The organism is Acidibrevibacterium sp. (assembly GCF_049965395.1).
Taxonomy (GTDB): Bacteria; Pseudomonadota; Alphaproteobacteria; order Acetobacterales; family Acetobacteraceae; genus Acidibrevibacterium; species Acidibrevibacterium fodinaquatile.
Map to the genome: position 1 here is coordinate 1 of NZ_JBMFWJ010000001.1, position 18,382 is coordinate 18,382.

Below are 18,382 nucleotides of genomic sequence, written 5' to 3' on the forward strand. Positions count from 1 at the left end.
ATATCGCGTTGGGCTCAGAAAACGGCGAATTCGAATTTAACGTGATGGAGAACACAGAACTCAATTCATTTCGAGATCCAAAACACGACGACACCAAATTGTTTGTTGATCTCAACGTCGTGCGAGAAAAAGTTATGGTGAAAACCCGTACGGTTGACGAAGTTTATGATGAGATTAATCGAAAATACCACAAGAAGAACGTCTACTTGAAGGTAGATACTCAAGGATTCGATCTAGAAGTTCTCAAAGGTGCCTCTCGCAGCCTCGCCGCTATTCCCGCCTTGCAAGTAGAGGTGTCGGTGGTACCGATATATCAAAATGCGCCCGTTTACAAAGACATTATCGATTATCTCGAAGCTAGGGATTTTGTCATGAGTGGGATTTTTCCGAACAACGAAGGGCATTTCCCGCGCCTGATCGAATTCGATCTCTATATGATCAACAAGAGCCGGCTATAGGCCACGCTTAATTAAGTTCGTGATCGACTCGACGATCCGCTCTGGGTTGTATGCCTGATACACTTTTTCTTGGATGACGACGCCGATCTTTTCGCACCGTTCGGCGTCATTCAACAGCGCGATGCAGGCGCGGCTGAGGTCGTCGTCGCTCTCGGCCAGGATGATTTCTCGGTCGGCAACGAAATTCAGCCCCTCGGCGCCGACGCGCGTTGAGACCACCGGCCGGCCATAGGCGCCGGCCTCGACGATCTTGACCCTGGTTCCTCCGCCCTCGGTGATCGGGCAGCATACCACCCGCGATGCGGCGTAAAGCGCCTGAAGATCGGGAACGAAGCCGAGGAAATTCACGCCCTCAGGTGGATTTTTCGAAGACGGCAACGCCGCCGCAGGGCTCCCCGCAATCAGCAGCCGCGCACCCGGCACCCTGGCCCGCACCGCCGGGAAAATGCGGCGGATCAGCCGCTCGGCGGCGCCGATATTCGGCGCATGGCCATAATTGCCGAGATAGAGGATCGTTGGCTCTTGAACGACGCGATATTCCCGCTTTTGCGGCAGCGGCACCGCGTTCGGTACGACATGCACCCGCCGCAACCCCAGCGCGCCGAGATAACGTTGATCGAGTTCCGAGCACACGAACACCGCCCGCGCCAGCCGCGCCGCGCGCCGTTCCGCCAGATGGATCGCCGGAATCTGCGAGAGATAGGCGTATTTCCCGAGATAGCGCGGCGGCGCCAGCGCCGAGCGCAGCCGCGCTTTGTGTTCGACGTCATCGAGATCAAAGAAAATCGGCGGCAAAGCCGCTCTCGTCTGCAAAACCGGGGACATCGCCGCGAGCCTTTGCACGAAGACGAGATCGGGTTTTCGCTGCAACTGCGCAGTAATCGCCGCCACCTGTCGCGGCCCGGAATAGGCAGAAAAAAACGGGTGATGCCGGACCGAGAGCGAGGGCAGCACATAATGGTTGAGGTTGTTTTCCTTTCTCCGGTCGAGCGGCGCGAGGGTCACCCGGATATTCTGCCCCCAGAAAGCCGATTGCTGGCGGGATAGCGTTGCCTCGTCCGGCGCCTCCCGAATGAAATTTTCGGGAACGAGAAAGAGCATCTCGATTTCATTGGCGATCCGGCCAATCGCGTCCACGAAAAGGCCAAGCCGCCGCGTACCGCCGGCTTGGTTTACCGCATCTGGCGGGGTATCGGGGCAGATCAATAATGCGCGCACCGCGTCACTCTACACGCGGTGCGCGGCCATGGAATAGCGAATTCGCCGCCGCCCGCGCCGCCGCTGCCCGATAGCGACCGCGCGGGGGAAAACCCCTACCCGGCGCAGCAGGAGAGTTTGGCGACGTCTTTGGTGAAGCCGAGGGCTGCGAGTTTCAGTCCCTCGACGGTGGTGAGATAGGGAAACAGGGTTTCGGCGAGATCGGTGACGGTCAGCCGGTGCTTGATCGCGAGCACCGCCGTCTGGATCGCATCCGCCCCTTCTGGCGCGAGGATGTGCGCGCCGAGCAAGCGCAGGCTGCCCTCCTCGGCGACCAGCGTGATCAGCCCGCGGGTATCGCGCGCGGCGAGCGCCCGCGGCACCTGATCGAGCGCCAGCGTCACCGTACGCACCGCGTGCCCCTCGGCGCGGGCTTGGGCTTCGGTGAGGCCGACACGCGCCGCTTGCGGGTCGGTGAACACTACCTCCGGCATGGCGCTTGCGTCATAGCGGCGGGCATTGCCGGCCAGCGCATTCTCGGCCGCGAGCTTCGCGCCATAGGCCGCCATATAGACGAACTGGTCGCGGCCAGTGACGTCGCCGGCGGCATAAACCCCAGGGCGCGAGGTTGCGAGAAACTCATCGACGGTGATGGCGCCGCGCGCGTCGGTCGCGATGCCGGCGGCATGGAGGTCGAGCCCGGCGCTGTTCGGCGCCCGCCCGGTCGCGACCAGAACCTGCTCGGCGCTGATGGTTTCCGGCCGGCCATCGGCCGTCACGGCGAGGGCGATGCCCGCCGCATCACGCGTGATGCGCTGATAGGCAACGCCGCAGCGGATGGTGATGCCTTCCTCACGCAGATGGCCGGTCAGCGCCGCGACCACCTCTGGCGCGAAGCCGGGCAGGAGATGCGAGCGGCAGACGAGGGTGACGGCGACGCCGAAGCGCGCGAACATCTGGCCCAATTCGCAGCCGATGACCCCGCCACCGATGATCACCAGCGAACGCGGCAGCCGCGCGAGCGCGAGCGCCGAGGTGCTGGTGAGATAGGGCACCTCGTTGATGCCTGGAATCGCTGGGATCGCCGGTGCGGCGCCGGTGGCGATGACGACGCGCGCGGCGGGGAAATGCTCATCGCCGGCAACGAGGCCGCCCGCGGTGAAGCGGGCGGCGCCCGCGACATAGCGGATGCCCTCGTATTCGGGCAGCAGGGCGGCATATTTCGCCTCGCGCAGATCGGCGACCAAGGCATCTTTCTGCGCGACCAGCGCCGACCAATCGGTCAAGCGCGCCGCCGCCGCGATCCCGGCAAAACGCGCCGCCGCCCTCGCCTGATGCAGCGTCTCGGCGGCGCGGATCAGCGTTTTGGACGGCACGCAGCCGATATTGACGCAGGTGCCGCCGATCGTCCCCGACCCGATCAAGGCGACGCGCGCGCCGAGTTCGCTCGCCCGGATCGCCGCCGAAAATCCCGCCGAGCCGGCGCCGATCACCACGAGATCCGGGGTCGATGCGCCCGCGCCGGGCGCCGCACAACAGTCAGCCATAGGATTTCTTTCCTTATTTTCTCGTCGGAATGGCGCAGCCGGCATCGGCTGTGCTGCGGGGGAGCAGGCAATGCGGGCAAGAGAGCACACGCCGCGCGTTGCCATAGAGGCCCCAGGCCATCAGGGCGATCGCGATGGCGTAGAGGGTTGCTTCGTGGGTGGCGATGAAGCCCTGAAACGGCACGCCGAAGGAGCCGGCGGCCGGCAACACCGCGGCGACCATGGCGATCGCGAGCGGCAATATCGGCGAGCAGCACAGCAATGGCGGCAGCGCCGCGAGAATGGCGCCCACCACGCTCCCCGCTGGCTTCGCACCCGCCCCCTGCTGAAAACCATAGACCCCGAGACTGACGGTCAGCGCCAGAAGCGCTGCCATCACGAGCGCGAGCCCCAGCATCCCCGGCGTCAGATAGCGGAGCGAAACCAGCCCGATGACGCCGCTGGTATAGGTCGCCGGCAACAGCATCGCGTAGAAGACGGTCAAGAGCACGAACACGGCGCCGGTTGCGATCTTGGCGCGCCGGGAGGCGAGGACGATCGTGAGCGCGCGCGGCACGCTGAGCGCCCGCTCAGACAGCGCCGCACTCATGAGTTTCCCTCGGCGGTGATGAACTGCTTGATCTTGTCGAAGGTCATCGAGGGCGCTGAGGAGATGGCGACGATGTCGCCGTTCGCGCCGATCAGATGATAGACATCGACGTAATGATGCGGGTTGTATTGGTTGAAGAATGCCTCCGTGTCCTCGCCGATGACGATATGGGGATCGTGAAGCAGCGCCGGGGCGTTGGCCGCGACGAATTTTTCCATGGTCTCGCCGGGATAGCCGCCGTTCTGATAATCTCTGAGGATAATGACCTTGAGATGAGAGGCGTCGATCAGGGCGAGGTTTTGCGCCATCGTCTTGAGACCGACGGCGCAGCTTCCGCACCAGGTCGCGACCTGCCAGACCATCACCGGCTGGCCGCTGAACGTCTCGAGCGGCACGGTTTTGCCATCGATGAGGAGCGGCGCATCAACGGCGCGCGCGTTCGCCGGCGCCGGGCCATTCATCGGCCCCATCGTGCCTTTGGGTTGCGCCGGTTGTGCCCAACTGAGCGAGACGGCGGCGCTCACGCCGACCATCGCGGCGCCAACGCCAAAGGCGATCCAAGCACGCTTTGCTGTCTTCATCACACTCTCCCAATGGGCGCGGCGAGCGCAAAGCCGGTTCGGCGGCTTGCCACGCGTCTGCTCGGGCGATACCCTAGTCCTTGTAGTGACTACAGGCTCAAGGAGTTTTTTCGTGCGGCAAAATCACGCATCGGTGATGTCTCCGACACCGCTCCCGAAACGGCTCATAACGCGGGGCGAACTCGCCCAGCGTGCCGGCTGCCATCTCGAAACCGTCCGCTATTATGAGAAAGCCGGGCTGCTGGCCGCGCCGCCACGCGCCGCCAACGGCTATCGGACCTATGGCCCCGCGCATCATCAGCGCCTGCTCTTTATCCTGCGCTGTCGCGAACTCGGCTTCACCCTCGATGAGGTGCGCGCGTTGCTGCGCCTCGCTGAGGCCAGCGCCGTGCCCTGCGCCGAGGTGAAAGACCTCGCAAGCACCCATCTCGCCGGAATTAGGCGCAAGATCGCCGATTTGCGCGCAATGCAGAAGGCGTTGAGCGCTTTGATCGCGCAATGCGACGCCCGCGGCGAGGCCGAAGGTCAGCCAGGCTGCCCGCTGATCGAGACGTTGGCCGGCGCCTCGGCCGGCACCATCACCACGTCGCCTTCGGCGAGCGGGCGCCAGGGCGCGCCCGAGAGCGGCACGCTCGCAAAGACATCGACAGGGTGCGGCGCCGCGCCCGCGACCAGGGCGACGCCGGCCTCACGCACCGCCATTCCGGCATCAGCACACGGGCAGGCGAGATGCCAGAGGCCCGGCGGCTCGATCCGCCCGCTGCGCTGATGCCGGCGATGCGCGTGCGCGAAGAGATAGTCGCCGTCGGAATAGAGGAAATTGGCCGGCCCCAGCGCGCGGAGATCAGACGCGAAACGCTTGATCACCGCAAGCCGCGCCGCAGCAGACGGCACGGCGCCGCGCCATAACGGCGCGAGGCGGCTGAGGAGAAGGCAAAAGGCGCGCTCGGAATCTGACTCTCCCACGGGATGAAAACAGCTCGTCTCGCCGCCGGCCAGCGTCTCGATCCCGGGCAGACGGCCGTTATGGGCGAAACTGTGGATACGCCCGCCGAGTTCGCGCACGAAAGGATGGGTGTTCCGCAGCGCAACCGTCCCGGCGGTTGCCAGCCGGATATGGGAAATCACGATGCGCGCCGGCGGCTGATGGCGTTCGAGAAAGCGGAGCCAGGCGCTTTTCCCCGCCGGCTCCGGCTCGCGATAGCAGCGCGCATCGGTGCCGTCATGAAAAACGACGCCCCAGCCATCGATCGGCGCGCCCGCCCCCCGGCCATGCCGCGCCAGCCGCCGCAGCGAGAAGCGGGCGCTGATCGGAACCGAGGCAGCGATGCCGAGCAACTCACACATGGCGCCGCCCGCTCAGAGCCGCACCGCCCGCGCCGCCTTGTTGATACCCTCTGTGACCATCGGGTGCGGGAAGGCCATAACGCTCAGGGTCGAGGCGGTCGTGCCGGTGTGGACGGCGAGCGCCAGCGGCGCGATGACCTGGGCCGCGTCGAGCCCGGCGACCTGGGCACCGATCAGGCTGCCGCCGCGCTTGGCGAAAACGAGCGTCAAAAAACCCTCCATCTCGTCGAAAATTTGCGCCCGCGAATCGGTGCGAAAATCGTAAGTCGAGGTCACCACTGGAATATTTTGCCGCGCCGCTTGCGCCTCCGTCACACCCACCCAGGCGACTTCCGGTTCGGTGAAGACGGTGAAGGGGACGGCGGCGAAATTCATCCGCGCCGGGGCCTGGCCGTCGCTCAAAATCGCCTCCGCGACGATCACGCTTTGGCAGACGGCGGAGTGAAACAGCATGCTGCGCCCATTCACGTCGCCCGGCGCATAGACATGCGCGAGCGCGGTGCGCAGCCGGTCATCGACACCGATCCGCCCCGCCGGCAGGCCGAGCGCCGCGATCCCCTCCGGCACGACCGCCTCGCGCCCGGTCGCCATCAGCACGCAATCCGCGGCCAAGGTGCGCATCTTGCCCGCGCTCTCATAGCGAACCTCAAGATCGCCCTCAGCGCCACGCGCGATCGCCGTCACCTTGGCGCCGGTGACCAGGGTCATCCGCCGCGCCAGCGCCCGGTGCAGATAACGCGCGAGCGCGGGATCGACGCCCGGCAAAATCTCCTCCGTCGCTTCCAAAACCGTCGCCGCGGCGCCGAGATGTTGCAGCATCGAGGCGGTCTCGAGCCCGATATAGCCGCCGCCGATCGCAACCAGCCGGCGCGGGAACGGCAAATCGGCCCCGAGGCGAAAGATATCATGCGAGGTCACGGCAAGCTCGGCGCCTGGGATCGGCAGCCGATGCGGGCGCGACCCGGTCGCGATGATCAGGTGCTGGGCGTGATAGCGCAGGCTATCGCCGCTCTCGGTCGTGACCTCGACGGTGTGGTCATCGATGATCCGGCCGCTGCCTTTGAGCAGCGTCAGCGTCGATGCCGCGATCTCCTCGCGGTGCTGGGCATAGCGGAGGGACTGCACCCGATCCTTGTGCGCCAACACGCCCCGCCAATCGACCTCGGGAGTCTCGCCGCGCAACCCGAAGAGCCGATATTTCGCCGGCCAGGTGCGCACGAGCGCCGCCTCGCGCACCGCCTTTGAGGGCACGCAGCCTTCGGCCAAGCAATCGCCACCGAGATTGCCGAACGGATCGACCATCACGACCGCGCGCCCCGCGCCGGCAAGGCGGAAGGCGGCGGGGTAGCCGCCGCCGCCAGCGCCGAGCACCATGACATCAATCCGCGCCGCGTTTCCCATATCTCTCCTCTCCCCGCGTCATCGATCAGGCCGGCAAAGCAGCTCTGTCGGCTCGCGACCGCGATAAGCGTGCGCCCGCAGGCCGACCCCGTCGATGATCCAGGTCAAGAGAAGAGGGGCACGCCTCCGCACCGCTCCCCCTTGACCCTGCAAGGCCTCGCCGGCACACTCATCCTCAAGAGCGCCCGCCAGCAGCGGGCGGCAGAGGGTGCAAAGGGGAAACAGGATGCCGAAAATTTCGCTGACGGTGAACGGCAAGGCTGTATCGGCCGAGGTTGAGGGGCGCACGCTGCTGGTCGAGCTGTTGCGCGAGAAACTCGGCCTCACGGGCACGCATGTCGGCTGCGACACCAGCCAATGCGGCGCGTGCGTTGTGCATGTGAACGGGGATTCGGTGAAATCCTGCACCATGCTCGCGGTGCAAGCGGATGGCGCCCGGGTTACCACCATCGAAGGGTTGGCGCACGCCGATGGCACGCTCCATCCAATGCAAGCGATGTTTCGCGAGCATCACGCCTTGCAATGCGGCTTCTGCACCCCGGGGATGGTGATGAGCGCGATCGACATCGTGCAAAAACATCCCGAGGGGCTGAGCGAGGCGCAAATCCGCGAGGAACTCGAGGGCAATCTCTGCCGCTGCACCGGCTATCACAACATCGTCAAGGCGATCGCCGCGGCCTTCCCCTTGATGCATCAAAAACAGGCGGCCTGACGCGACAGTCGCGACAGAGATTGGCTCGGCAAGTGGGATTTTTGTAACGCGACGCGGCAAAAACAATACGCATCCGCACGATACCCCGAGGGAGGGTGGCATGGCTTTCGAAGGGATTGGCGCTTCCGTCAAGCGCCGTGAAGATGGCCGGTTCTTGGCCGGACGTGGTCGCTATGTCGATGACATGAACCGCCCCGGCCAGGTTTACGCCGCTATCCGCCGCTCCGATCGCCCGCATGCGCGCATTCGCGGCATCGATACCAGCGCCGCCGCCGCCGCGCCCGGGGTGATCGCGGTCTATACCGGCGCCGACATGGCGGCCGATGGCATCGGCGGGCTGCCCTGTGGCTGGCAGATCCACAGCAAGGATGGCAGCCCGATGGCCGAGCCGCCGCACCCGGTGCTCGCCCTCGGCAAGGTGCGGCATGTCGGCGACCCGATCGCCGTGGTGATCGCCGAAACCAAGGCGCAGGCCAAGGACGCGGCGGAATTGCTAGCAATCGATTTCGAGGATTTGCCGGGCGTTGCCGATATCCGCGCGGCCAGCGCCCCCGGCGCCCCCTTGGTGCATGACGAGGTCGCGGGCAATGTCTGCTATGACTGGCATATCGGCGACAAAGACGCCGTCGATGCCGCGTTCGCGCGCGCCAAGCACGTGGTCAAACTCGACCTCGTCAATAACCGGCTGATCCCGAACGCGATGGAGCCACGCGCGGCCCTCGGCGAATGCGATGTCGCGGGCCATTACACGCTTTCCACCACCAGCCAGAACCCGCACGTCATCCGCCTCCTGATGGGCGCCTTCGTGCTGCACATCCCCGAACACAAGCTCCGCGTCATCGCCCCCGATGTCGGCGGCGGGTTTGGGTCGAAAATCTATCACTACGCCGAAGAAGCGATCGTCACCTGGGCCGCGGGCAAATTGCGCCGGCCGGTGAAATGGACCGCCGAGCGCTCGGAAAGCTTCATGTCGGACGCGCATGGCCGCGACCATGTCACCCACGCCGAAATGGCGGTCGATGCGGAAGGCCATTTCCTTGCGCTGCGGGTCGCGACGCTCGCCAATATGGGCGCTTATCTCTCGACCTTCGCGCCCTCCGTCCCGACCTATCTCTATGCGACGCTGCTTGCCGGCGTCTATAAAACCCCGGCGATCTATGCCGAGGTCAAGGCGATCTTCACCAACACCGTCCCGGTCGATGCCTATCGCGGCGCTGGGAGGCCGGAGGCGGCGTTCCTGCTCGAACGCCTGGTCGATGTCGTCGCGCAGGAGACCGGGATCGACCGGGTGGAACTGCGGCGGAAGAATTTCATCCCCGCCGACGCCTATCCCTATCAGACCCCGGTCGCCCTGCAATATGACAGCGGCAATCACGAAATGACGCTCGCCGAGGCGCTCAAAGCCGCCGATTATGCCGGCTTTCCGGCCCGCCGGGCGGAGGCGGCGCGGCGCGGCAAGCTGCGCGGTATCGGGATTTCCACCTATCTCGAAGCCTGCGGCATCGCGCCGAGCCAGGTCGCCGGCGCCCTCGGCGCCCGCGCCGGCCTCTATGAGGTCGCCAATATCCGCGTCCACCCGACCGGCAGCGTCACCGTCTTCACCGGCGCCCATAGCCACGGCCAAGGCCATGAGACGACGATGGCACAGTTGGTCGCTGACCAGCTCGGTGTGCCGCTCGATCAGGTGGACGTGGTGCATGGCGATACCGGGGAAATCCCCTTCGGCATGGGCACCTATGGCAGCCGTTCGCTCGCCGTCGGTGGCTCGGCGATGGTCAAGGCGATGGACAAGATCATCGCCAAGGGCAAACGCATCGCCGCCCATTTGCTGGAAGCCTCCGTCGAGGATATCGAGTTCAAAGACGGCGTCTTTCGCGTCGCCGGCACCGACAAAGCGAAGGCACTGGCCGAAATCTCGCTCGCGGCCTATGTCCCGCACAATTATCCGATCGAAGAATTGGAGCCAGGGCTCGAGGAAACCGCGTTTTACGACCCGAAGAACTTCACCTATCCCGGCGGCTGCCATGTTTGCGAAGTCGAGATCGATCCGGAAACCGGCGTCACCACGGTGGTCAATTTCGTCGCCGTCGATGATGTCGGGCGGGTGATCAACCCGATGATCGTCGAAGGCCAGGTGCAAGGCGGGATCGCGCAAGGGATCGGCCAGGCGCTGCTCGAGGGGGCGGCTTATGACGCGAGCGGCCAGCTCCTCTCCGGCTCGTTCATGGACTACACCATGCCGCGCGCCGATAATCTCCCCAATATCACCGTCGGCACCGAAATCACCCTCTGCACCCACAACCCGCTGGGCTCAAAAGGGTGCGGCGAGGTAGGCGCCATCGGCAGCCCGCCGGCGGTGATCAACGCCGTCGTCGATGCCCTTAAGGATTACGGGGTCAAGCATATCGATATGCCGGCGACGGCGGAAAAGATCTGGTCGATCATAGCGGCCAACCGGCCGAAGATGGCCGCGGAATAGGAGCCAAACATGTACGATTTCGCATATCAGAAACCGGCCAGCGTCGCCGAGGCGGTGAAGCTCCTCGCCACCGAGCCGGAGGCCAAGGCGATCGCCGGCGGCCAGACCTTCATCCCGGTGCTCAAGCAGCGGCTCAACAAGCCCACATCGGTGATCGATCTCGCCGGCCTCGGCTTGAGCGGCATCAGCGTTACCGGCCAGGCGCTCACCATCGGCGCGATGACCACGCACGCGACCGTCGCCCGTTCGGCAGAGGTGAGGAAAGCGATCCCGGGCCTTGCCAATCTCGCCTCCTGGATCGGCGACAATCAGGTCCGCCATCGCGGCACCATCGGCGGCTCGCTCGCCAATAACGACCCTTCCGCCTGCTATCCGGCGGCGGTCTTGGCGCTGGGTGCCGTCATCAAGACCAATAAGCGGGCGATCAAGGCCGATGATTTCTTCCAGGGCATGTTCACGACCGCGCTCGAACCCGATGAACTGATCACCGCCGTCGAATTCCCGCTGCCGGTCGAGAAATCGGCCTATGAGAAATTCCGCCAGCCCGCCTCGCGTTACGCCATGGTCGGCGTGTTCGTTGCCAAGGGGCCGGCCGGGGTGCGGGTCGCCGTCACCGGCGCGGGGCAGAGCGGCGTGTTCCGGGTGCCCGACATGGAAGCGGCGCTCGCCAAATCCTGGTCGCCGGATGCGATCGCCGCGATCAAGGTCTCACCGGAAGGGCTGAACAGCGATATTCACGGCAGCGCCGCTTATCGCGCCCATCTGATCACCGTGATGGCGCGCCGCGCCGTGGCCGCCGCCGCCTGAACGTCAACGACGGGGAAGAAGGGGAAGGCCAGGGGCTTTGCCCCTGGACCCCACCAGGGACAGAGTCCCTGGACCCGATTCCTTAAGGATTTTTCTGGCGGGGCGTGACAAGGCGCTGGCTGGCGCTCTGTTGCGCCCCGCCAGAAAAATCTTCCCGGGATGTGGGTCTGGGGGCACTGCCCCCAGCGGGTCCAGGGCAGCGCCCTGGCCTTCCCTCCCTCCCCCGTCCGTCATACATGGGAGCCTCGCATGGTCGATTTTCCGTTCACCCGCGCCGATCTCGAAAAATTGGCGCAATGGGATACGCCGACGATCTGCAATGGTCTCGAATTGATCGTCCCCGAACGCCGCGCCATCGGTTTCACGGTCGAGCCGATGGCCGTCGCCAACGAGACGCTGCCGCCGATCGTCGGTCTCGCGCGCACCGGCACGCTGCGCGCGAAGGAGCCGCCGCGCGGGCGGGTTGCCGAACGCGCGGCGTGGTATGAGTATGTCGCGGCCGGGGATTTGCCGACCATCGCCCTCTTGCAGGATCTCGACGATCGGCCGGGCTATGGCGCCTTTTGGGGCGAGGTCAATTCCACCATTCACAAGGCGCTCGGGGTTCTCGGCTGCGTCACCAACGGGTCGTTCCGTGACCTCGATGCGCTGGCGCCGGGATTTCAGATCATCGGCGGCCGCGTCGGGCCGAGCCATGCGCATGTCCATCTCGTCGATTTCGGCGGGCCGGTGAATATTTTCGGCATGCAAGCCGGCCATGACGACGTGATCCACGCCGATCGCCATGGCGCGGTGGTGATCCCGGCGGCGGCGGTGACCCAATTGCCCGCCGCGATCGACCTCGTCTCCCGCCGCGAGAAGGTGATCCTCGATGTCTGCCGGACCGCGGATTTTTCGCCGGCGAAGCTGCGCGAGGCGCTGCGCCGCTCGGGGGAAATTCACTGAGCAACGCAAATCCGGCGCGCGGCGGGTTCGCTTTTTTCCGGGCGATCGCTTATATCGCATGCTGAAAGAACGGGTCGCGGACGGCGCTCAGCGCACGACCCTTTAGCTTTGTGCCCGGTTGTTCGCCATGCCGCGTGAATTTCGTGCCTTTCCGGTAACCCAGCGCGTGCCTTGGCGTTCGCGCGTCTGGGACGCGACGACGATGGCTGGGCTCGATCTTCCGGCGCGCCGGCAAAGCCGCCGCAAGGCCCGGATCGCGCCGCCGCTGATCTGGTCAGGGGCCGCGCATCTCGCCATTTTGGTGCTGCTGACCCTTGGCGTCTATCACCGCACCACCATCGAGCCGCTACCGCCGCCGGGCATCGCGATGGTGTTCGAGTCGGGCAGTTCGGCGGGGCCGAAGCTGCCCAACCCGAGCAAAGAGGCGAATTTGCCGCCGCGCCCGGCGGCGGTCCCCGAAGCCCTCGCGCCGTCACCGCCGCCGTCCGCCGCGGCGCGCAACGCGCCGGCCTTGCCAGTGCCACCAGTGCCACCGCAGGAGGCGGCGCCGGCCGCGGCGCCGGCAGCCACCGCCAGCCCGCCGCCGCCGTCGCAAGCGACCGCCGCTTCCCCGGCGCCACCTCTGATCGCATCGCCATCGCCGCTCGCCGAAGCCGTCCCGCCGCCGCCGGCAGCGCAAACCGCCGCACCAAACACGCAAAAACCGATCGAGCAGGCGATGGTCATGCCGCCGCCCAACGCACGGCCGCTGACGCCCTCACCGCCCACCACGCCAAGCGCCCCGGCGCCGCGCGCCGAGACCGCACGCAAAGGCAGCGCCTACGCGCCGATGCATGTTTTTGCCAAGAGCTTGCCCTCCCTGAGCAAATTCGCGCTCGGTCCGGCCGCGCTCGGCCCGACCTCGATCACGCCGTTTGCCAAGATTTCGGCAAAAGAACTCGGCGCCGATTGGCGCAACGAACTCGCCGACTGGATCGAGCAGCATAAATACTACCCCGAAGACGCCGCCAAGCGCGGCGAGCAGGGGATCAACGAAGTCCGCGTGGTGGTCAATCGCGATGGCCATGTTGAATCCGTCGAACTCGAGCGCCAATCCGGCTCGCAGCGCCTCGACAGCGCCGCCGTCGGGCTGTTCCGGGATGCCGATCTGCCGCCGTTCCCGATCGGCACCGAGGAGGAGCGGGTGACCATCGATCTCACCATCCATTACGTGATCTACCATAACTGAGACGATCTGCCGGCGCGGCCCAAAGCGCGGGCGGGCTCGATGAAACCATAAACGGGAGGAAACCATGACAGACGCAATGGCCGGCAAGGTGGTGTTGGTGAGCGGCGGCGGCTCGGGGATCGGGCGCGCGTCAGCGCTTTTGCTCGCGCGCGCGGGGGCGGCGGTCGCTCTCGCCGATCTGAGCGCAGCCGCGGCGGAAGCAACCGCCGGCGACATCACGGCGGCCGGCGGCAGGGCGCTGGCGCTCGCCGGCGACGTGAGCAACGAAGCCGATGTCGCGCGGTTCGTCGCCGAGACGGTCGCGAAATTCGGCAAGCTCGACGGCGCCTTCAACAATGCCGGGATCAGCCCGGCCGCGGTCGGCTGCGCCGCAACGCCGATCACCGAATGGCGCGAGGACGCCTTCGCGCGGGTGATCGCGGTCAATCTCACCGGCGTGTTCCTCGCCATGAAGCATGAAATCACGGCGCTGGCGCGGGCCGGCGGCGGCGCGATCGTCAATACCGCGTCCGTCGCCGGGCTCGTCGGGCTGCGCGGCGCGAGCGCCTATGTCGCGAGCAAGCACGGGGTGATCGGCCTCACCCGCACCGCCGCCCTCGAATGCGCGCCGCTCGGGATCCGGGTGAACGCCGTCTGCCCGGGCTATATCGACACGCCGATGGTGGCACCGCACATGCCGACGCGCGGCGAAGACATTCTGCGCGCCGTGCCCTTCGCGCGCCTCGGAACACCCGAGGAGATCGCCGAGCTGGTGCTTTGGCTGTTGTCCGATCGCGCGTCTTTCGTCACCGGCGCCGCCTATGTCGCCGATGGCGGCTATTCCGCCGCCTGAATAGCCCGCTTGCGCCGCAGGCGGCGGGCGGCCAAGCTCCGCTGCGCGATTCTGAGGGAGAAAAACACAATGACTCTGACACGACGGGGCCTGATCGCCGGCGCCGCGACCACTAGCTTCATGCAGCGCGCGGCCTTCGCCCAGACGAAGGGCCCGGTGCTTCGCATCGGCGTTCTCAACGACCAATCCGGCCCCTATCGCGACGATACCGGCCCGACCGGGGTCGCCTGCGCGCGCCAAGCGGTGCAGGAATTCACCGCCGGTCGCGACATGGTGGTCGAAGTGCTCTCCGCCGATCACCAAAACAAGCCCGATATCGGCGCCGCCATCGCCCGGCAATGGTTCGACCAGGACGGGGTGGATGCGATCGTCGATGTGCCCACCTCCTCGGTCGCGCTCGCGGTCAATAGCGTCTGCCGTGAGAAGAACAAGGTGATGCTGAATTCCGGCGCCGCGTCGGCGGATCTCACCGGCAAGCAATGCAGCCCGAACACCGTCCATTGGACCTATGACACCTATATGCTGGCGAAATCGACCGGCGGCGCGATGGTCAAGGCGGGTGGCGATAGCTGGTTCTTCATCACCGCCGATTATGTCTTCGGTCAGCAATTGCAGCGCGATACCGCCGCTTTCGTGCGCGAGGCCGGCGGCAAGGTGATGGGCAGCGCGACCTATCCCTTCCCCGGCACCACCGATTTTTCCTCTTTTCTGCTGCAGGCGCAGTCTTCCGGCGCCAAGGTGCTCGGGCTCTGCAATTCCGGCGCCGATACCATCAACTGCATCAAGCAGGCGCGCGAGTTCGGCCTGATGCAATCGATGAAAGTGGCGGCGATGCTGATGTATAACAGCAATGTCCACGCGCTTGGCCTCGAGACCGCGCAAGGTCTGCTGCTCACCGAAAGCTTCTACTGGAACCTGAATGACCGCACCCGGGCCTTCATGGACCGTATCCGGCCGAAAACCCCGAACCAATGGCCGAACATGGTCCAAGCCGGGGATTACGCGGCAACCTTACATTACCTCAAAGCGGCCCAGGACATGGGGGTTGCGGCGGCGAAGGCCGATGGGCGGGCGGCGGTCGCGCGCATGAAGGCGATGCCGACCGACGATGATTGCTTCGGCCCCGGTCAAATCCGCGAGGACGGGCGCAAAATCCACCCCTCCTATCTCTTTCAAGCGAAAACCCCGGCGGAAAGCAGCGGGCCATGGGACGGGCTGAAAATGGTCGCGACCACCCCGGCCGATCAGGCCTTCCGCCCGATGAGCGAGGGCGGCTGCCCGCTCGTTCACACCTGAGCGCCGCTCTCTCGGCCTTCGCGGCCCGCCGCCGCCGGGGCTGATCTATACTGCAACCATAACGGGCATGATTTGGATCACGATGAGAGAATTGGGTAAATTGATAAGTTTTTTAGAGAACAGGAAAACAACACCATTGGTTTGTCCGTCGTTAATAAATCGTACCTATTTTGTTCTATAAGAACAAAGAAGGATCGCCGAGCGCCGGCGCCACGGCGTCTCGGCGGATTTACACCGTCGCCCGCCGCGTCAGACTTTTGCTGACCGCCTCGGTCAAGGCCGCAAGCGTATAGGGTTTGGCGAGAAAAAGCGCTTCCTCCTCGGCCAGGGCCCGCCGCGCCCCCTGTGCGGCGTAGCCGGAGACCAGGATTGCCGGCAGGTCCGGCCAGCGGCGGCGCAAGGTCGCGAGCAGAGCTGGGCCGTCCATGCCCGGCATCATGACGTCGCTCACCACCAGATCCGGCCGCCCGCCGTCTTCGAGCAGCGCCAGCGCCGCCTCCGCCGAGTCGGCGGCGCGCACCGCGAAACCGCGCCGCCGCAAGGCCCGTTCCGCCAAACGTCGCACCGGCGCCTCATCCTCGACGAGCAGCACCGTTGCCGCTTCTTCCGCCGGGGCCGGTGTGGCGGCGGGCATGACCGGCGTCGCGGGCACGACCGCCGCACCCGGCGCGGTGATGTCCTTGGGGGCGGCGACGCGCGGGAGGTGGATATGGACGCGGGTGCCGGCGCCAGGGGCGCTTTCGACGATGAGAAACCCCCCCGATTGCCGCACGATGCCATGCACCGTCGCGAGCCCGAGACCGCTCCCGCCGGCGTCGCGCTTGGTGGTGAAGAAGGGCTCGAAAATCCGCTCGAGTTGCTCGGGTGCGATCCCGTGTCCGGTATCGGCGACGGTGAGGGTGACATAGCGCCCCGGCGGGATCGTCTCGGCACCGATGGTCTTTTGGGCGAGCAGCGTGAGATGCCCGGTCGCGAGCGTCAGGCGCCCGCCGTCTGGCATGGCGTCACGGGCGTTGATCGCGAGATTGACCAGCACCTGATCGAGCTGCGAAGGATCGACCCGCACATGCCGCCCCGGCTCCTCGAGATCGAGGGTGAGGACGATGTTGCGCCCAAGCAGGCGGCCCAGCATCGTCGCGATGTTGCGCACCGCGTCATTCAGCGCGACGGTTTCGGGTTGCAGCGTCTGTTGGCGCGCAAACGCGAGCAATTGCCGCACCAAAGCGGCGCCGCGGGCAACCGCACTCGCGATTTCGCTGAGCGCCGCACGGCCCGCCGCGCCTTCGTCCGCCGCCGCCTCCGCCGCGCCGCCGATCGCGGTCAGGAGATTGTTGAAATCATGCGCGATACCGCCGGCGAGCAGCCCAACCGCCTGAAGCTTGCGGGCATGCGAGACCTCTTCCTCCAGCCCTTGGAGCGAAGACAGATCAAAGAGCGAGAGGATCAGCCCGCTCACCGTGCCGTCCGCTTCGCGGACGGGGACGCAGCCGATCTCGACGCGGCGCGGGGTCGGGCCGAGCAGGGTCGCGCGCCGGCGCCCGATCGTCGCGAGATCGGCGCCGTTGAGGGCCGCCAAGACATCACGCCCGAGCGTCTCGCGCTCGGCGGGCGCGAAGAGAGCCAGGGCGGTTGCGGGAAGATCGGCGCCGGTCGCGGCGACGAGGCGGCGCAACCCGGCACTGGCGCGCAGAATATGCGCCTCGCGATCGAGAACGGCGAGGGCGACGGTCTCGATCTCGAACATCACGCCGAGCAGCGCCGCAGCTTCGCCGCGCGGCGCCGCCAAGCCCCCAAGCAGCCGCCGCGGCGGCAACAGCCGGGCCCAAAGGCGAGCCCAAAGGCGGGTCAAGCGCCGCCTCAAAACCGCCCCCCGGCGGCGCCGCGCCGCTGCAGCCGGCCTTGCAGACGCCAGACATAGGCGATCAACTCGGCGACCGCTTTGTAATGTTCGGCGGGAATTTCGGCATCCAGCGGCACCTCGTGCAGCGCCCGCGCGAGCGGCGGATTGGCCACCACCGGCACCTTATGCTCCTTTGCTACGGCGCGGATCCGTGCTGCCATCTCATCCATGCCCTTCGCCACCACCGTTGGGGCGGTGCTCATGCCGCGATCATAGCGCAAAGCGACGGCGAAATGCGTCGGATTGGTGACCACCACCGTCGCCTGGCGAACGGCCGCGAGCATGCGCTTCTTCGCGCGCTGGCGGCGCAGCAGGCGCAAGCGGTTTTTGACGTGGGGGTCGCCCTCGCTATCCTTGGTTTCCCGACGTATTTCGTCGCGGCTCATGCGAAGGTTGCGCAGATGCCGCGTCCGCTCGAACAGGATGTCGGCCCCGGTGACCGCGGTCTGCACCAACAGCAAGGTCATCAGCACCCGCCAGACCTCATCGAGGAGATGCGAGGTCAGCGTCGCCGCATCCCAATAGGGGGCGTTGCCGAGAAGCGGCACGGCGCTGCGCAGTACGTGCCAAAGGGCAAATCCGATCGCCGCCAGCTTGACCAGATCCTTCCCGGCGCGCTGAAGGGTCGCGAGGCTGAACAAGCGGCCAAACCCGGCCATCGGGCTGAGACGGGTGAGATCGGGAAGCAGCGCGGTCGGCTTGAGGACGAACCCGGTCTGTAGCAGCGTCACTAGAGCGCCGACGCCGGCGGTCAGCGCGATGATCGGCAGGGCGGCGAAAGCCCCGGCACCGATCGCGGCGCCGATCACGAAACCGGGACGGCCGGCGGCGTCGAGCTGCCCGACCGCGCCGAGGAAAAAGGCGAGCCTCTGGACCAGGCCATGCGCCAGCAGCGGCGCGAGCAGCCAGAGCACGAGCGCCAGCATCGCGAGCGCGACGAGCGCCGGCGCCTCATGCGAGAGCGCGACTTGTCCCTGCTCGCGCGCTTGCTGCAGCCGGTGCGGGGTCGCCGCTTCAGTGCGGTCTTCGGGGGAGGCGGTCTCCTCGGCCATCGTGCGGCGGC

General features: G+C 66.2%; 16 protein-coding genes and 1 pseudogene. 9 read left to right on the top strand and 8 right to left on the bottom strand.

Annotation, left to right across the window (positions count from 1 at the left end; genetic code table 11):
* The coding region (locus tag ACP5M5_RS00005; RefSeq protein WP_427934751.1) for an FkbM family methyltransferase at positions 1 to 458 on the top strand (458 nt) is incomplete at its 5' end.
* On the opposite strand, the gene ACP5M5_RS00010 is transcribed toward ACP5M5_RS00005, so the two are convergent.
* The 4 genes from ACP5M5_RS00010 to ACP5M5_RS00025 form a co-directional block, all read right to left on the bottom strand.
* Positions 453 to 1,595: a glycosyltransferase family 4 protein gene (locus tag ACP5M5_RS00010; protein WP_427934753.1), complete on the bottom strand. Its 1,143-nt coding sequence runs from the start codon at positions 1,593 to 1,595 to the stop codon at positions 453 to 455. The genes ACP5M5_RS00005 and ACP5M5_RS00010 overlap by 6 nt on opposite strands.
* A gap of 176 nt (positions 1,596 to 1,771) precedes the next feature.
* Positions 1,772 to 3,202, bottom strand: coding sequence for a mercury(II) reductase (gene merA / locus ACP5M5_RS00015; RefSeq protein ID WP_427934754.1), 1,431 nt, complete (start codon positions 3,200 to 3,202; stop codon positions 1,772 to 1,774).
* Positions 3,203 to 3,215: 13 nt separating this feature from the next.
* Positions 3,216 to 3,791, bottom strand: a complete 576-nt coding sequence (locus ACP5M5_RS00020; protein ID WP_427934755.1) for a hypothetical protein — start codon at positions 3,789 to 3,791, stop codon at positions 3,216 to 3,218.
* A complete protein-coding gene (locus tag ACP5M5_RS00025; RefSeq protein ID WP_427934756.1) occupies positions 3,788 to 4,372 on the bottom strand; it encodes a TlpA family protein disulfide reductase in 585 nt (194 codons plus the stop codon). The genes ACP5M5_RS00020 and ACP5M5_RS00025 overlap by 4 nt, the downstream gene beginning before the upstream one ends.
* Positions 4,373 to 4,508: 136 nt before the next feature.
* Here ACP5M5_RS00025 and ACP5M5_RS00030 point away from each other — a divergent pair.
* A pseudogene (locus ACP5M5_RS00030) lies at positions 4,509 to 4,802 on the top strand (MerR family transcriptional regulator); the annotation flags it as partial.
* A gap of 95 nt (positions 4,803 to 4,897) precedes the next feature.
* Here ACP5M5_RS00030 and ACP5M5_RS00035 read toward each other — a convergent pair.
* On the bottom strand, positions 4,898 to 5,719 hold the full coding sequence (locus tag ACP5M5_RS00035) for a class II glutamine amidotransferase (RefSeq protein WP_427934757.1): 822 nt from the start codon (positions 5,717 to 5,719) through the stop codon (positions 4,898 to 4,900).
* Between the two features lie 12 nt (positions 5,720 to 5,731).
* Positions 5,732 to 7,120 (bottom strand): dihydrolipoyl dehydrogenase, encoded by a 1,389-nt coding sequence (locus tag ACP5M5_RS00040; protein ID WP_427934759.1) that lies wholly within the window; start codon positions 7,118 to 7,120, stop codon positions 5,732 to 5,734.
* Between the two features lie 226 nt (positions 7,121 to 7,346).
* On the opposite strand from ACP5M5_RS00040, the gene ACP5M5_RS00045 reads away from it, so the two are divergent.
* From ACP5M5_RS00045 to ACP5M5_RS00075, 7 genes are all read left to right on the top strand, one after another.
* The gene (locus ACP5M5_RS00045; RefSeq protein WP_427934760.1) at positions 7,347 to 7,832 is read left to right on the top strand and encodes a (2Fe-2S)-binding protein; all 486 of its coding nucleotides are present in this window, start codon (positions 7,347 to 7,349) and stop codon (positions 7,830 to 7,832) included.
* 100 nt (positions 7,833 to 7,932) lie between these two features.
* Positions 7,933 to 10,311, top strand: a complete 2,379-nt coding sequence (locus tag ACP5M5_RS00050; RefSeq protein WP_427934761.1) for a xanthine dehydrogenase family protein molybdopterin-binding subunit — start codon at positions 7,933 to 7,935, stop codon at positions 10,309 to 10,311.
* Positions 10,312 to 10,320: 9 nt separating this feature from the next.
* On the top strand, positions 10,321 to 11,118 hold the full coding sequence (locus ACP5M5_RS00055; protein WP_427934762.1) for an FAD binding domain-containing protein: 798 nt from the start codon (positions 10,321 to 10,323) through the stop codon (positions 11,116 to 11,118).
* Positions 11,119 to 11,367: 249 nt separating this feature from the next.
* On the top strand, positions 11,368 to 12,063 hold the full coding sequence (locus ACP5M5_RS00060) for an RraA family protein (protein WP_427934764.1): 696 nt from the start codon (positions 11,368 to 11,370) through the stop codon (positions 12,061 to 12,063).
* A 127-nt stretch (positions 12,064 to 12,190) separates the two neighbouring features.
* Positions 12,191 to 13,291 carry an energy transducer TonB gene (locus ACP5M5_RS00065; RefSeq protein WP_427934765.1) on the top strand — a complete coding sequence of 367 codons (1,101 nt, stop codon included), beginning with the start codon at positions 12,191 to 12,193 and terminating at the stop codon, positions 13,289 to 13,291.
* Positions 13,292 to 13,355: 64 nt separating this feature from the next.
* Positions 13,356 to 14,123: an SDR family NAD(P)-dependent oxidoreductase gene (locus ACP5M5_RS00070; protein ID WP_427934766.1), complete on the top strand. Its 768-nt coding sequence runs from the start codon at positions 13,356 to 13,358 to the stop codon at positions 14,121 to 14,123.
* Between the two features lie 69 nt (positions 14,124 to 14,192).
* Positions 14,193 to 15,419 carry an ABC transporter substrate-binding protein gene (locus ACP5M5_RS00075; RefSeq protein WP_427934767.1) on the top strand — a complete coding sequence of 409 codons (1,227 nt, stop codon included), beginning with the start codon at positions 14,193 to 14,195 and terminating at the stop codon, positions 15,417 to 15,419.
* A gap of 229 nt (positions 15,420 to 15,648) precedes the next feature.
* Here ACP5M5_RS00075 and ACP5M5_RS00080 read toward each other — a convergent pair whose 3' ends face one another.
* Together ACP5M5_RS00080 and ACP5M5_RS00085 are read right to left on the bottom strand one after the other, a co-directional pair.
* Positions 15,649 to 17,268, bottom strand: coding sequence for an ATP-binding protein (locus tag ACP5M5_RS00080; RefSeq protein WP_427934768.1), 1,620 nt, complete (start codon positions 17,266 to 17,268; stop codon positions 15,649 to 15,651).
* 8 nt (positions 17,269 to 17,276) lie between these two features.
* A complete protein-coding gene (locus tag ACP5M5_RS00085; protein ID WP_427934770.1) occupies positions 17,277 to 18,371 on the bottom strand; it encodes an EscU/YscU/HrcU family type III secretion system export apparatus switch protein in 1,095 nt (364 codons plus the stop codon).
* Positions 18,372 to 18,382 lie beyond the last annotated feature (11 nt).

What these genes read in the sequence shown, in the direction of transcription:
- merA (WP_427934754.1), bottom strand. Translation starts at nt 3,202, where the DNA reads ATGGCTGACTGTTGTGCGGCGCCCGGCGCGGGCGCATCGACCCCGGAT.
- ACP5M5_RS00020 (WP_427934755.1), bottom strand. Translation starts at nt 3,791, where the DNA reads ATGAGTGCGGCGCTGTCTGAGCGGGCGCTCAGCGTGCCGCGCGCGCTC.
- ACP5M5_RS00025 (WP_427934756.1), bottom strand. Translation starts at nt 4,372, where the DNA reads ATGAAGACAGCAAAGCGTGCTTGGATCGCCTTTGGCGTTGGCGCCGCG.
- ACP5M5_RS00035 (WP_427934757.1), bottom strand. Translation starts at nt 5,719, where the DNA reads ATGTGTGAGTTGCTCGGCATCGCTGCCTCGGTTCCGATCAGCGCCCGC.
- ACP5M5_RS00040 (WP_427934759.1), bottom strand. Translation starts at nt 7,120, where the DNA reads ATGGGAAACGCGGCGCGGATTGATGTCATGGTGCTCGGCGCTGGCGGC.
- ACP5M5_RS00045 (WP_427934760.1), top strand. Translation starts at nt 7,347, where the DNA reads ATGCCGAAAATTTCGCTGACGGTGAACGGCAAGGCTGTATCGGCCGAG.
- ACP5M5_RS00050 (WP_427934761.1), top strand. Translation starts at nt 7,933, where the DNA reads ATGGCTTTCGAAGGGATTGGCGCTTCCGTCAAGCGCCGTGAAGATGGC.
- ACP5M5_RS00055 (WP_427934762.1), top strand. Translation starts at nt 10,321, where the DNA reads ATGTACGATTTCGCATATCAGAAACCGGCCAGCGTCGCCGAGGCGGTG.
- ACP5M5_RS00060 (WP_427934764.1), top strand. Translation starts at nt 11,368, where the DNA reads ATGGTCGATTTTCCGTTCACCCGCGCCGATCTCGAAAAATTGGCGCAA.
- ACP5M5_RS00065 (WP_427934765.1), top strand. Translation starts at nt 12,191, where the DNA reads ATGCCGCGTGAATTTCGTGCCTTTCCGGTAACCCAGCGCGTGCCTTGG.
- ACP5M5_RS00070 (WP_427934766.1), top strand. Translation starts at nt 13,356, where the DNA reads ATGACAGACGCAATGGCCGGCAAGGTGGTGTTGGTGAGCGGCGGCGGC.
- ACP5M5_RS00075 (WP_427934767.1), top strand. Translation starts at nt 14,193, where the DNA reads ATGACTCTGACACGACGGGGCCTGATCGCCGGCGCCGCGACCACTAGC.
- ACP5M5_RS00085 (WP_427934770.1), bottom strand. Translation starts at nt 18,371, where the DNA reads ATGGCCGAGGAGACCGCCTCCCCCGAAGACCGCACTGAAGCGGCGACC.